Raw genomic sequence first — 13,786 nt, forward strand, 5'->3', positions numbered from 1 at the left:
CCAGTACCGCCATCGGAGAAAGCTCGATATCATGCCGCAACACACCACTATCCGGCACCGTCAATGTGGTTGCGGTGGGACGCATATGCTCGGCGACCGCGACCAGCGTATAGACACCCGACACCACACCGTGACACACGTATGTGCCGTCGCCGCCCGTGACAGCCGCCCCGACCACCTCGCCGCGCAAATCGGTCAACGTAACGGTCGCACCCGGCAACGGCGCACCATGGCCGGCCGTGCGGACCACACCCGACAACTCACCGGAGCCCACCAAGGTCAGATCCAGGCGCTGGGGCTGGTGACCGACCGACACATTGACCGCAGTCGGCTGGTGCCCCATCGCCGACACGATCAACACGTAGTTGCCCGTCTCCGGCGCAGTGATCGCATAACCGCCATCAGAATCACTGCTCGCGCGCGCTACCTGACGGCCCACCTGATCGATCAACGTCAACACCGCAGCTGGCACCGCATGACCGTCCTCACGATGGACACGACCACCGAGCGACCCACCGTTGAAGTCCGCCCCGGACAGCCCGGCAGTCGACAGGCCGCTCTGTGACGACGCGATGACCCGGTACACACGACCGTTCTGTTCGACGGACGCATGCCCCCCGGCCGACGCGGCCGGCACCGGTTCAGGCTCGGTAAACATCCGCTCGGCGCCTTCCCAGAGTTGGGTTTCGTCCCAGCTCGACTCCGCGAATTCGTCCAGTTCGGCATCCAGTGCCGCCATGTCGTCCGCGGCGGTCGGATTGTCTTGCAACGCAGACTCTTTCGTGGCCGGATCGATGTCGATCGTGCGGCGCAGCGGACGGTTCGGAAGCAGCATGGTCGCAATGAGGGCAACGACCGTCGCAGCCGCGGCGATGAGGAAGATCCGGCCGGTCGCGTCACCGTAGGCGGCGCGCACGACCGTGGCTATCGGTGTCGGCAAGGCATCGAGATTCAGGTTGCTGCCGCCGGAGGACCTGACGTTCACACCGAGCCTGGCGAAACCCGCTGCCGACAGCTCGCTCACTCGGGTAGCCAGCACCGAACCGAGCACCGAAACACCGATCGCACCGCCGAATGTGCGGAAGAAGGCGACACTGCTGGACGCCGCGCCGATGTTGTGCACACTCACGGTGTTCTGCACGGCCAGCACTAGATTCTGCATCATCATGCCGACGCCGAGCCCGACAATGGCGATGTACGTGCCGACCAGCCGTAGGTCGGTCGCGTGGTCGATCGTCGAGAGCAGCGTGAATCCGACCACCAGCAGCGCGCCGCCTGCGACGACGAATGGCTTCCACTTGCCGAATCGGGTGATCAGCTGCCCGGAGCCGACCGAGCCGACAAGCATGCCCGCGACCAGCGGGATGGTCAGCACACCGGCCACAGTCGGTGAGTATCCGCGCGCGGTCTGGAAGTACTGGCCCAGGAAAGTGGTCGCACCGAACATGCCGACCCCGACCGCGATCGAGGCGATGATCGCCAGACCGGTGGTGCGTTCGGCGACGATCGCCAGCGGGATGATCGGCGACTTGACGCGGGACTCGACCCACACGGTCGCGATCAGCAACAGCACGCCGATGCCGACGTAGAGCGCCGATTCTCTGGAGAGCCAGGCGTAGTAGCCGGCTTTCCCGACGAACGACACCCAAACGAGCAGGACCGACACACCGCCGGTGAGCAGTGTGGCGCCGAGCCAGTCGATCGATACTCCGTCCTTACGCTCGGTGGGCAGCCGCAAGGTCCGCTGCAACAGCAGCAGTGCGATCACGGCCAGGGGCACGCACACGAAGAAACACCAGCGCCAGCCGAGCGGACTGTCGACGATGACGCCGCCGAGGATCGGCCCACCCGACATCGAAACCGCCATCACGGCACCCATGTAGCCGGAATACCGTCCGCGTTCGCGCGGCGCGACGATCGAGCCGATGATCGCGACGACGAGCGCGGTCAACCCACCCATGCCCACACCCTGGACGACGCGTGCCGCCAACAGCATGGGCACGTTGCCCGCGACGCCCGCGATCACCGAACCGACGACGAAGATGACAATGGCCGACTGGACCAACAGCTTCTTGTTGAACAGATCGGCGAACTTGCCCCAGATCGGGGTCGACGCGGCGTTGGCCAGCAGCGCCGTGGTGATGACCCAGGCGTACGCGGTCTGCGAACCCTGCAGATCGCCGATGATCGTGGGTAGCGCGGTCGACACGATCGTGGTGCTGAGCAACGCCGTGAACAGCGCCGCCAACAGCCCGGTCATGGCTTCCAGGACTTGACGATGGGTCATCGCGTCCGGATCGCGCCGCATCCCCGCATCGACTGAATTAGACATCCACTTCCTGACTCTCTGTCGAAACCGGCCCGCACTCGCCCACTGCGGTGTGGTGCGCGACTGTGGCCAGTGAATTCCTGAGCTTCTGAACAACCAGGGCGGCCTGCTCGGCTTCGTCTTCGCTCCAATCTGCGAGAGCAGCCTGCAATCCCCGCGCCCGCGACACTCGGACGCGCCGCAGCAGATCGCGTCCTTGGTCGGTGATTTCGATGAGGGTGGCCCGGCCGTCCCTGGGATCGGCGTGGCGGGCAATGTCGCCGGCGCTCACCAGCTCGGCGACATGCCTGCTCAGTGTCGATGGACTGATGCACAAGTCCACGGCCAGATCCACCTGCCGGCACCGCCCCTTGGCCTCGAGGGAGCCCAGCACGCCGACACCGCCTGGCAGCAGCTGCCCTTCTTCCGGGTGCGAGAGGGCGGCGCGGATCGCCCGGCCCATGAAATAGAGCTCCTTTATCAGGCTCTGAGCCGTATCGGGTGACACTGCCATGCCCACTCCCAGCACGAGATTAGTTGCTTGTGGTACGCAACTATATATTACTTACTTGCGCTAAGCAATTAGGCTGGTTGTGGTGTATTGCCGTCGGCGGGTCGGCGCGCGTAGACGAACGCGGTGCCGACCCGGGTCGGATCGACCCGAACGATGTTCGGCAACATGGTCAAGGGCCGCTGTCCCAAGGACGCTCGTCTGCGTCTAGCGGCGAAAGTGTGCGACGTTCCTAGAAACAGATAACGAAGTGGCCCGGCCCGTTCTACCGGGCGAGCGCGAAAAAGTGCCGCAGGCATCAATGGCAGTGGACGGCAAGTCGGCCCGACACCGTACACCACGAACTCGCGTCGGCCCGGCCGTAGGTGCGATGGCGGTAGAGGTGGTCGGTATCGGCGCGTTCGCGTGGCCGAAGTCGGGGAGGCAATATTGCGGCCGCCGCGGACCCGCGGACCGTCGAGGCCGCCACCGTGGTCACCGGCGATGCAGCACCCTGGTATTCGAACAAGCAGGCCGCAAACTGGGCGCCGCACCGAAGACGCCTGCGGACTACGCGCGGTGGGGCGTGGGAGCACCACGGATGGATGCCGTCCCGATGGAAGGTCACCGGGCCGGCATCTGCGGGTTCCTGCACGGCATCGACGGCGTCCTCGCCTTCGGACACGGTGGAACCGCGAACGGTCAGTTCACCGATCTACCCACAGTCCCCGGACGAAACGTCGCCGTGGCCGTAACCTCGAACGCGAGCACGGACAACGGCCTCGCCTTCGATCACGCCGTTATCGAGTGCGCTCGAGCACTATCTCCGCGTCGCCGAGCGAGCCCCGGAGCCGCTGCCCTACATCGTGGTAAGCGCCCGAGCGGTCGCCGGGACTACCCGAAAGAAATGGTGCAAACCACAGGCCACCATAGTATTCACCGAATTTCGGCAAATACCTGGTAGCCCAATGTCGGCGCTATATCGCGCCTGGTGACATCGCGTCGCTGAACACTTAATTCGCGGGTGTCGGCGAGGAGTTCTGCGCCCATTTACTCGTACCGGCGGGGGCGTTGAGCGTGTCGATCAGCTCCACGGCCGAAAGCATCAGGACCGGTCCCCCGGCAGCAAGTGTCCCCAGAATGCCGCCGATCCCCGCACCGGCGATCGCGGCAGGTATGCAGCCCACCGCTAACAGTGGCAAACCCATAATGCATCCGGTAACGCCTCCGACGACCAGACCGATCGCGGTGCCGACGAGTGTACCGAGCGTGGCGGCGAGCCCGAGTCGGGTCGAGAACTCCGCCATCGCGGCCTGGTTCTCGACGGGCGATGCGATCGCCGACGCGGCCGGCGAGCCGGCGGGTCGCAGCTCACCGGGCGTCAACCGTAGCTCTTTGGCGTCTTTGCCGAGTATGGAGTCGACTGTGAGCACCTTGTCGCCAACGATGAATCGCGTTGGCACGACCATCACGGGTGCGCCGCTCTCATCGCGAATCGTGAACGAGCTGTGATCGCGGTCGAGTACGAAGGTCCCTCCCGATAGCGTGGTTGTCACAACACGTTCCACTGAGGTGATTTTGTACTCGATGTCATGTTCGGCGGGCGCATCCGCGCGGGCGGTTACCGGTGCGATTGCTGCAACGCATGCGATACCGACCGCCGCGATGCGCGAGATTTCGATCACGAAATGTCCTTTTCTATTTCATGGATTCTATTTTGTGGACCCAGGCAAGCGAGGTGGATCTGCTGAATGCGCGCGACCGTAGACGGGCAGCGATGCGCCAACACAAAATCACAGCGGCAATGTCCTGACCAGCTTCACCCAGAGAAATAGGTGATGGTGCGAGCAAATGTCGGGAAATCAGACGAAGCGCATACCGAAAGTACGATTCCTCGCAAGCGTTCGCTGACGTCGGATTGCGATATGGGATGGCATCGACGTCCGCGCCTCAGGCGCCATCATGTCCATCCGAGAAGTAACTGGGGACGCACGCGCGATCCAGCCGGGCGGGATAGGGGTCGCCCAATCGGACCGGTAGGTGCCCCTTTCGGTATGCACGGTCCACGTGGATCTGCGATAGCGGTTCGGACCCGAGTGCCCGGAACTCCCACCGCGCTCCCGTAGCATCCGGTTGCCAACCGTCTTGGTCGATCGCGTATACCCGCTGGACCAGTCGGTCGACGACAACGATGGCGAAATGGGCGTTGCGTCTCGCGGCGCTGCTCACCCGCCACCATCGCCGATCTCGCTCGTAGAGCACATCGGGAGACCGGAGGGCAGACGGCCCGGCATCCGGCCATGGCTGCGAGATGATGAGCGCAATACGTTCACCGACCGCGGTGAGGGCGCCCCAGCGCTGATAGGTATGCGCCCGGTCCAGGCCCGTGACGGAGGCGACGTCGCCCAGCCCGGCCGTATGGTCGAGGGCGGCGGCAGCAGCTTCCGACATCCCGGCGTCGATCTCGTTCGCGAGCACACTGTGTACTCGCAGCAGGGCGAGTTGGAACTCACGTGCTTCCACGAATTCCAGCTCACCGTCTTCATAGCGAGTCCATGCCTGGGGTCCGAGCCCGCTGAGTTGGCCGGCGAGTCCGACGAGGATGGTCCGCACGGACCGTGACAGCCATAGTCTTTCAGTTGCCCACATATCGCGCGCGAAGGCATACCCACCTTCGTCCACTTGTACGTCAGTCATAGCCAACGACTCTAGCTGCAAGATTCACCCAGTTCACGGATTTACCGGATCGATCTTAATTAAATATTTTCCGATAGCACGTTTGATAGCTAACTATTAGCTGTGCGCTGATCAGTTGGTTCGCAGCTACCCTTTGCTCGACTTCGAGGACATCAGCCGAAACCGAGTCTTCCGGTCCACGACATCCACTCGAACAAAACCTGGACCCCAGATAGCAGACCTAGGGCAAGGCGAATGCCCGATGCCCTCCCCAACCGATCGGCCAGCGTAACGATATGGCCTCCCACCAGCGACGTCTGGGCATATGTGCGTTCCCCGAACACTGTCGATGCTCGAAAAGGGAGTACACACTGATTGCGACACCGACGAATCCCATGACATCTACGGCCGTCACCGAACCCGCCGCCACGGCCAACCGGTTCGATTGGTCGATCAGCCACGCCGACGACACGCTCGTGGTGACGTTCGGAGTGGAACGAGCCGGAATCGAGCTACCCGCTCCGCTGCGGATCGGGGTGGAGTTGTTTTTCCAGGACAACGGACTGTCGGGACCCACCATCGCCATCGACGGTCCGGTCGGGCGCCAAATCCGGCTCGTCACCGGCATCAGCAAAGCCGATCGGGCCATCGAGTATCTCCAACGCTGCGGGGCGGTGCTCCACGTCGGCCGCACCGTATGGCCCCTGCCCCCCGGCCTCGCATGGTCGGCGGGCGGCGGACACGGCCATCGCATACCCCCGCTCGTCGCGGTCGCCGCCGCGGTTCGAGCGGTACGTCTCTACACCCCCGACGGACTCGAGTAGCTCCCACAGGCGTCACGAACGAATCGTCTCCGACCGCTCGGAAGGCGCCGATTCGGCTGCGCCCGAGCGGCATTCGACCTACGGCTACCGCATCCGACGATGGCTGCCCGGATGCGGGATCAACACCTACCGCAGCGTCTGATCAGGGAAGACGGGTTCGGTACGCGCACGGAGCGTGCTCTGGTGCCGCCCGTCGGCGTTCGTGAACTGCACGGGTGGTACTCGATGAGATCTGATTGCTAGGGTGGATTCATAATGAAATTCGTCGGTTGTTTGCGCGCCGGCGGCCTAGCGCTGGCGCTGCTCGCCGCGGCGCTGCTGATGGCGCCGCTGCTGCACTGCACGCTGCTCGACGCCGACGAGCATTCCCACGCGACTGCCCAGCACTCCCATGAAAGCGCATCGCCGATCACCGCCCTGGGCGCCTCGACTGTGGCTGCCCCCTCGCGTGCCATCGCCGATACCGATGGTCGCTACGGTGTGCCGCACGATATCCATTGCTTTGTCAACCCTGCACTACCGGTGGGTGGCGGAAGTCTCGCACCGCTGCTGCTGGTCCTGTTCGTGCTGGCCGCGGCCATAGTCGTCGCGACTGTCCACTGGGCGGGGTCCGGTGGCATTCGCGGGCCGCCGGTCGCGGCCGTGCCCGCCGTCAGCGGCAGAGTACTGCTGACCCACCTCTGTATCGCCCGACGCTGATCGGTCAGCGCTAGGCCGACATGCCTTGACCGTCGGCCGGTGTCCGCTGCCGTACACGTCACCGCCCCTGTGAGCGGTCTCGATACCGAAGGCGATCGTCATGGACAATGTAGTGCTCGGCAGGCTTGCCGAGGTTCGCGCAGCGCTGGCGTCGGCTCCAACCCCCGCCTGCCAACCGCACGCACTGGTCGGCAACACTCCGGTGTTGTGGGTCGGCGCGCCGCTGGCACCGCCGGGCCGCGGATTCTGGGCCAAACTCGAGGGTTTCAATCCGGGCGGGATGAAGGATCGCCCCGCCTTGCACATGGTGCGGCGGGCGAAACAACGCGGCGATCTGGCGCCCGGTGCGCGGATCGTCGAGTCCACGAGCGGCACGCTCGGACTCGGTCTGGCACTGGCGGGAACGGTCTACCACCATCCGGTCACAGTGGTCACCGACCCGGGGATGGAGCCCATCGTCGCAGGGATGCTCACGGCCTATGGAACATCCCTCGACGTGGTCGCCGAACCACACACCACAGGCGGCTGGCAACAGGCACGCCTCGATCGGGTCACGGAGTTGCTCGACCGCGAACCCGGCGCGTGGTGCCCGGACCAATACAACAACCCGGACAACACCGACAGCTACGACTCGCTGGCCATCGAGCTGATCGAACAACTCGGCGGCATCGACGTGCTGGTATGCGCCGTCGGCACCGGTGGGCACTCGGCCGGGGTGGCGCGGCTGCTGCGCCGGTTCAATCCCGACCTGACACTCATCGGCGTCGACACGATCGCATCCACCATCTTCGGCCAACCGGCCGGCCCACGGCTGATGCGAGGCCTCGGATCGAGCATCCACCCGCGCAACGTCGACTACGACGCCTTCGACGAAATCCATTGGGTCGCACCGTCGGAGGCAGTCTGGTCGTGCCGCACGCTGGCCGTGACCCATCATGCCAGCGGCGGATGGAGCGTCGGCGCCGTCGCACTGGTCGCGGGGTGGGCCGCCCGGATCTTCGACCCTGAACTGCGGATCGCGGCCGTGTTCCCCGACGGGCCGAGCCGCTACTTCGACACGATCTACAACGACACCTATTGCGAGGAACACGGCCTGTTCGACGCCGAACCGCCGATCGAACCGGACACCATCGGGTATCCGAACGAGCGCGTCGTGCACTCGTGGACCCGCTGCACCACCGTCGTCGACCCGAAAGACCTCACCCGCGGCGGGGAGCAGCCACCGTGACCGCAGTCGCGAAATTCCGCAGTTTCGATCTCGCCGCCCAGTTGCTGATGGTCAACCAGTTCGGCATCAATCTCGGCTTCTACATGCTGATGCCGTACCTGGCCGGATACCTGGCCGGACCATTGGGTTTGGCGGCCTGGGCGGTCGGACTGGTGTTGGGTGTGCGCAACTTCTCCCAGCAAGGCATGTTCCTGCTCGGCGGCACACTGGCCGACCGGCTCGGATACAAACCGCTGATCGTCGCCGGATGCCTGTTGCGCACCGGTGGTTTCACATTACTGATCTTCGCCACGTCCCTGCCGGGGCTGCTGATCGCCTCTGCGGCAACCGGTTTCGCCGGAGCCCTGTTCAACCCCGCGGTCCGCGCCTATCTCGCGGCCGATACCGGAGAACGCCGCGTGGAGGCGTTCGCGGTATTCAACATCTTCTACCAAGCAGGCATCCTGGCCGGGCCACTGGTCGGTCTCGCGCTGATGACCCTGGATTTCCGGGTCACTGCGGGCGCGGCGGCAACGGTGTTCGCGATGCTGACGGTCGCGCAACTGTGCGCGCTACCCACCCGACGCGCCGAAATCGCGCCGGAGCAGACCTCGGTGCTCGAGGATTGGCGCACCGTGGTCTCCAACCGGCGGTTCGTGGCCTTCGCGGCGGCGATGATCGGTTCCTACGTGCTGTCGTTCCAGATCTACCTCGCCCTGCCGCTACAGGCCGACTATGTGGCAGGTGCGCACTCGCAGGTGGTGACCTCGGCGGTGTTCGTGCTCTCGGGTGTCGTCGCGGTGGCCGGACAGTTGCGCATCACCATGTGGTTGCGCGCCCACTGGGGCAGCGGCCGCGGACTGGTCGTCGGCATGGTGCTGCTCACGGTGTCGTTCCTGCCGCTGGTACTCGTGCCCGGACCACGGCGATTCGGCACGGTTGCCGCGATCGCGGCGCTCCTGGCGGCCGCAGCGCTGCTGGCAGTCGGGACGGCCGCAGTGTTCCCGTTCGAGATGGACACCGTGGTATCGCTGGCCAACGGCAGGCTGATAGCCACTCACTACGGGTTCTACAACACCGTTGTCGGCGTGGGAATCCTGATCGGCAATCTCGCGACCGGCGCTGTGGTCGGCGCCGCCCACAGCGCGGGCGCCGACTGGGCGGTCTGGGCCGGGCTCACCGGCATCGGCGCGATCGCTGCGCTGGCATTACACGGCCTAGACCGATCCGCACCCGCACAAGTCACGGCCTCCGAGAGCGTGGATCCATAGGCTGCGACGCGAAAATCCCTGCGCACCACCCGAAGTCGCTCAGCGCACCGGGACCGTGAGCATCGCGACGATCATGTCGACGATCTCGCCGGTGTCGCTGTCGGGATCCGCGGTGCGCACGCCCGCTTCCAGGGCGCGTTCGTAATCGGCGATCAGCGCGAACATGACGGTCGCCATGGTTTCCAGACGCTGGCGGCGTCGGCGGGGTGGGAGTTGCGGGAGGGCGGCGTCCAGGCGGGTGGCGATGATGCGGACGGCGGCGCGATCGGCGCCCGCGAGGCGGCGGGCGTCGGCGATTACCGGGTGGGCACGCACCACCTCGAGGAAGCGGCCGTAGTGGGTGACCTGTGCCGTATAGATGAGTTCGAGGATAGGCGCGGCGAGCATCGCGACCAGCGTGCGGATCTCGTGTGTGTTGCCCTCGGCCTCATATCGGGCGAGCAGCCCCATTCGGCGCTCCTCGAGCCAGTTCATGCGGCGGTCGACGATGGCCTCGAGCAGACCGCCGCGGGAGTCGAAATAGTAATGCACCGCGGAGTTGTTGCGCTGGCCCGCGGCCGCGGCGATATCGCGGAGCGGGACATCAACGCCGCGTTCGGCGATGAGTCGTTCACCCGCGTCGAGCAGCGCGGTACGCGGATCCTCGGTGGCCATATCAGCACTGTACTAAACAGAAGTATTGACGATATTAAGCATAAGTGCTTAATTGGGCCGTACGAAATGACGGCGCGGCCGTGCTGAGCGCGGCCTTCGTGCAGCAGACTCGAGGTGATCCGATGACCATCACGCGGGGCCCGATCTTCCAGCTGTGCTGGGTGGTGCGCGATATCGAGGCGGCGCGGCGCGAGTTCACCGAGCGATACGGCGTCGCGAAATGGTTCACCATCCCAGATGTGCACTTCGGGCCGCGGCTGTGCGAACTGCGTGGCGCGCCCGCCGATTACACGATCACCGTGGCGCTGGGGTATGCGGGCGGGCAGCAGTTGGAGCTGATCGAGCCCAGGTCCGGGACAAGTTTGTATTCCGAACATCTGGACAGCGTCGGGCCCGGACTGCATCACGTCGCGTGGGTGCCCGAGGACTACGACGCGGCACTGGCCGAGGCGACGGCGAGCGGGGCCGAGGTGCTCGCCCGCGGCACGTTCGAGGGCGTCGGCATGGAGTTCGCCTATCTCGACGGCGGCACGCTCGGTTCCGCCGTCGAGCTCATGCGGCTGTCGGCGGATATGAAGGCGATGTTCGATCAGCTGATTCCGGAAGGGTTTTCGAACCCATGGGCGTAGGAACCGAACTCCCCCAGCTCATTACCGAACCCGCGGAGTGGGATGCGACCGCGGATGTGATCGTGGTCGGATTCGGCATCGCCGGAGCCTGCGCGGCGATCGGTGCGGCCGAGGCGGGGGCTCGCGTGCTGCTGCTCGAGCGCACCGGCGCGGCGGGCGGTGCTTCGGCGCTGGCGGCCGGACATTTCTATCTCGGTGGCGGTACGCCGGTGCAGCAGGCGACCGGGTACGCGGACAGCGTCGAGGCGATGACCGCCTACCTCGAGGCGGTCACTCCGGAGCCCGATGCGGCGAAGATTCGCGCGTACTGCGCCGGAAGCGTCTCGCATTTCGAATGGTTGGAGGCGCACGGGGTCGAGTTCGAGCGATCGTTCTATCCCGGAAAGGCGGTTGTGCAACCGGGCACCGAGGGGCTGATGTGGACCGGCAACGAGAAGGTGTGGCCCTATCGCGAACGGGCGCGGCCCGCGCCGCGCGGGCACAAGGTGAACGCGCGGGCCGAGCGCGGTGGGCGGCAGGTGATGGCGGTGCTCGCGCGGCGGGTGCGGGAATTGGGGATAGCGGTCCGGTACGAGACCGAGGTGCGGCAGCTGGTCGTCGATGTGAACGGGCGGGTCGTCGGGGTGTGCTGGCGCGACGGTGCGGCCGCTGGTGCGGTGGTGCTCGCGGCGGGCGGGTACGTGATGAATCCGGAGATGGTCGCCATCTATACCCCACGATTGGCCGAACATTTTCTGCCGCTGGGTGTTCCATCCGATGACGGGCTCGGCATTCGGCTCGGGCAGTCGGCAGGCGGTGATATCGCGAATATGGACGGGGCGTTCATGACCGCGTCGTTCTATCCCCCGGCCGAGCTGTTGTACGGGGTAATCGTGAACAAGGCGGGGCGGCGGTTCGTCGCGGAGGATTCCTATCACGGGCGGACCGCGGGTGCCGTTGTCGCGCAGCCGGATTCGACGGCATATCTGATCGTGGACAACAGGCATATGGTGTGGCCGGAGCTGCCGATGGTGAAGTTCGTCGACGGGTGGGATTCGCTGGCGGAGATGGCGGCCGCGCTCGGCATTCCCAGCGGTGCGCTGCGAAAGACAGTGGACGACTACAACGCCGCGGCGGCACAGGGCCGCGATCCGGAGTTCGGTAAACACCCCGACTGGCTGATGCCGTTGACCGAACGTCCGTGGGGTGCCTTCGATCTCACGCCGGGTCGGGCCACCTACGTCGGGTTCACCCTCGGTGGGCTGCGGACCTCGGTCGATGGTGCGGTGCTTCGCACCGACGGGTCGGTGGTCCCGGGGTTGTATGCGGCAGGAGCCTGCGCCTCGAATCTGGCGCAGGACAGTTCCGGTTATTCCAGCGGGACGTGTCTGGGCGAGGCGTCCTTCTTCGGACGACGCGCGGGTGCACATGCGGCGGGCCTATCCGGCGCCGTATCGAACAAGGCGCACAGCGCCGAAAGGATGAAAGGCGATTGAGATGCGATTCACCTATGCCGAGACGATGACGGACCCGACCTTCTATGTGCCGCTGGCGCAGGCCGCGGAGGCAGCCGGATATACCTCGATAACGATCGCCGACAGTGTGGCCTATCCGAAGGAATCCGACGCCACCTACCCGTACACCCCCGACGGCAGTCGGGAGTTCCTGGAGGACAAGCCGTTTATCGAGGCATTCGTGCTGTCGGCTGCCATCGCGGCGGCCACGACCACACTCCGGCTCACGCCCTTCGTCGTGAAGCTGCCCATTCGCCCACCGGTATTGGTGGCCAAGCAGGCCGCCTCGATCGCGGCATTGAGCGGGAACCGGTTCGGCTTCGGAGTCGGCATCAGCCCGTGGCCGGATGATTTCGACATCATGGGTGTGCCGTTCGAACGTCGTGGTGCACGGATGGACGAGTGCATCGATATCGTGCGCGGACTCACCGCGGGCGGCTATTTCGAATTCCACGGGGAGTTCTACGATCTGCCGCCCATCAAGATCAGCCCGGTGCCCACCGAACCGATTCCCATCCTCATCGGCGGACACAGCGGCCCGGCATTGCGTCGTGCGGCCCAGCGCGGCGACGGCTGGATGCACGCCGGCGGCGATCCGGCCGAATTGGATCGCCTGCTCGCGAAACTCGATGTCCTGCGCGCCGAATACGGCACCCGCAAGGATTTCGAGATCCACGTCATCTCGCTCGACGGATTCACCGTCGACGGTGTGAAGCGGTTGGAGGACAAAGGGGTCACCGATGTGATCGTCGGCTTCCGCTACCCGTACACCACCGAACCCGATACCGAATCGCTGGACACCAAGATCGCGCATCTGTCTCGGTTCGCCGAGAAGGTCATCGCGAAGACGAGTTGAACCGATGCCCGGCCCGCGCGCTCGAGGTGAGATGCGCGGGTTATGGCATGCGGCCATCGTCGCCCTGCGCTTCACCGATGGCCCGGACCGAAGACCATCAGCAGGATCCTTTCCCCATCGAGCGGGCGGTGTTCGTACTGCGCGAGGTGTTCGACCTGCCCTACGACGAAATCGCCGAAGCCGTGGACAAAACCCCGGCCGTGGTCCGCCAGATCGCCCATCGTGCCCGAGCACATGTGGCCGCGCGCCGACCGCGCGGGACGGTTTCGGCGGCCGAAACCCGAGACGTGCTCGCGCCATCCCAGCAGGCGGTCGAAACCGGCGATATGCAGGCTCTGCTCGATACACTCGCGCCCGATGTGGTGTTGCTGGGTGACGGTGGCGGAATCAAACAAGCCCTGCCTCGGCCCGTCACGGGAGCCGACAAAGTGGCCCGGCTGCTGGCCACCGGACTGGGCCGGATCGCTGCCACGTCACTGCAACCGACCCGGGTCAATGGCTGCCCGGCGCTGGTTGTCCGGCTCGGCGGCGAGCTCGACACGGTGCTGGCGTTGCGCATCGACGACGGGCTGATCACCGGCCTCTATGCGGTCCGCAATCCCGAGAAGTTGTCGCATATGCGGGCCGAAACTGCCCCGCGCCGCTGAGTCGGTGCCCCGCGGATGAGAGCGGCCCGCCG

Annotated in this window: 12 protein-coding genes and 2 pseudogenes; 8 read left to right on the forward strand and 6 right to left on the reverse strand. The window is 65.5% G+C overall.

Going from position 1 to position 13,786, the window contains the following annotated elements:
• The 5 genes and pseudogenes from AB0L58_RS03275 to AB0L58_RS03295 form a co-directional block, all read right to left on the reverse strand.
• On the reverse strand, positions 1–739 hold a 739-nt coding region (locus AB0L58_RS03275), incomplete at its 3' end, for a carboxypeptidase-like regulatory domain-containing protein (protein ID WP_364381730.1).
• A gap of 21 nt (positions 740–760) precedes the next feature.
• Positions 761–2,287, reverse strand: a pseudogene (locus tag AB0L58_RS03280) (MFS transporter); the annotation flags it as partial.
• Positions 2,288–2,324: 37 nt separating this feature from the next.
• On the reverse strand, positions 2,325–2,822 hold the full coding sequence (locus AB0L58_RS03285; RefSeq protein WP_364380268.1) for a MarR family transcriptional regulator: 498 nt from the start codon (positions 2,820–2,822) through the stop codon (positions 2,325–2,327).
• Between the two features lie 989 nt (positions 2,823–3,811).
• Positions 3,812–4,483 (reverse strand): hypothetical protein, encoded by a 672-nt coding sequence (locus tag AB0L58_RS03290; RefSeq protein ID WP_364380271.1) that lies wholly within the window; start codon positions 4,481–4,483, stop codon positions 3,812–3,814.
• Positions 4,484–4,748: 265 nt separating this feature from the next.
• A complete protein-coding gene (locus AB0L58_RS03295; RefSeq protein ID WP_364380274.1) occupies positions 4,749–5,495 on the reverse strand; it encodes a hypothetical protein in 747 nt (248 codons plus the stop codon).
• 374 nt (positions 5,496–5,869) lie between these two features.
• Between AB0L58_RS03295 and AB0L58_RS03300 the strand changes: the two genes are divergently transcribed.
• The 4 genes from AB0L58_RS03300 (at position 5,870) to AB0L58_RS03315 (ending at position 9,475) form a co-directional block, all read left to right on the forward strand.
• Complete coding sequence (locus tag AB0L58_RS03300) at positions 5,870–6,298, forward strand: hypothetical protein (RefSeq protein WP_364380277.1); 429 nt, start codon at positions 5,870–5,872, stop codon at positions 6,296–6,298.
• Positions 6,299–6,553: 255 nt separating this feature from the next.
• On the forward strand, positions 6,554–6,997 hold the full coding sequence (locus AB0L58_RS03305) for a hypothetical protein (protein ID WP_364380280.1): 444 nt from the start codon (positions 6,554–6,556) through the stop codon (positions 6,995–6,997).
• A 100-nt stretch (positions 6,998–7,097) separates the two neighbouring features.
• A complete protein-coding gene (locus AB0L58_RS03310) occupies positions 7,098–8,225 on the forward strand; it encodes a PLP-dependent cysteine synthase family protein (RefSeq protein ID WP_364380283.1) in 1,128 nt (375 codons plus the stop codon).
• Positions 8,222–9,475, forward strand: a complete 1,254-nt coding sequence (locus AB0L58_RS03315; RefSeq protein WP_364380285.1) for an MFS transporter — start codon at positions 8,222–8,224, stop codon at positions 9,473–9,475. Before AB0L58_RS03310 ends, AB0L58_RS03315 begins: the two co-directional genes overlap by 4 nt.
• 39 nt (positions 9,476–9,514) lie before the next feature.
• Here the strand turns inward: AB0L58_RS03315 and AB0L58_RS03320 are convergent, their stop codons facing one another.
• The gene (locus tag AB0L58_RS03320) at positions 9,515–10,129 is read right to left on the reverse strand and encodes a TetR family transcriptional regulator (RefSeq protein WP_364380287.1); all 615 of its coding nucleotides are present in this window, start codon (positions 10,127–10,129) and stop codon (positions 9,515–9,517) included.
• A gap of 122 nt (positions 10,130–10,251) precedes the next feature.
• Between AB0L58_RS03320 and AB0L58_RS03325 the strand changes: the two genes are divergently transcribed.
• The 4 genes and pseudogenes from AB0L58_RS03325 to AB0L58_RS03340 all read left to right on the forward strand — a co-directional run.
• Complete coding sequence (locus AB0L58_RS03325) at positions 10,252–10,758, forward strand: VOC family protein (protein ID WP_364380290.1); 507 nt, start codon at positions 10,252–10,254, stop codon at positions 10,756–10,758.
• The gene (locus AB0L58_RS03330) at positions 10,749–12,233 is read left to right on the forward strand and encodes an FAD-binding protein (protein WP_364380293.1); all 1,485 of its coding nucleotides are present in this window, start codon (positions 10,749–10,751) and stop codon (positions 12,231–12,233) included. The genes AB0L58_RS03325 and AB0L58_RS03330 overlap by 10 nt, the downstream gene beginning before the upstream one ends.
• 1 nt (position 12,234) lies before the next feature.
• Positions 12,235–13,107 carry a TIGR03619 family F420-dependent LLM class oxidoreductase gene (locus tag AB0L58_RS03335; RefSeq protein WP_364380296.1) on the forward strand — a complete coding sequence of 291 codons (873 nt, stop codon included), beginning with the start codon at positions 12,235–12,237 and terminating at the stop codon, positions 13,105–13,107.
• 113 nt (positions 13,108–13,220) lie between these two features.
• A pseudogene (locus tag AB0L58_RS03340) lies at positions 13,221–13,754 on the forward strand (sigma factor-like helix-turn-helix DNA-binding protein); the annotation flags it as partial.
• Positions 13,755–13,786 lie beyond the last annotated feature (32 nt).

It is taken from the genome of Nocardia sp. NPDC052112, from assembly GCF_040680135.1.
Classification (GTDB): Bacteria; Actinomycetota; Actinomycetes; order Mycobacteriales; family Mycobacteriaceae; genus Nocardia.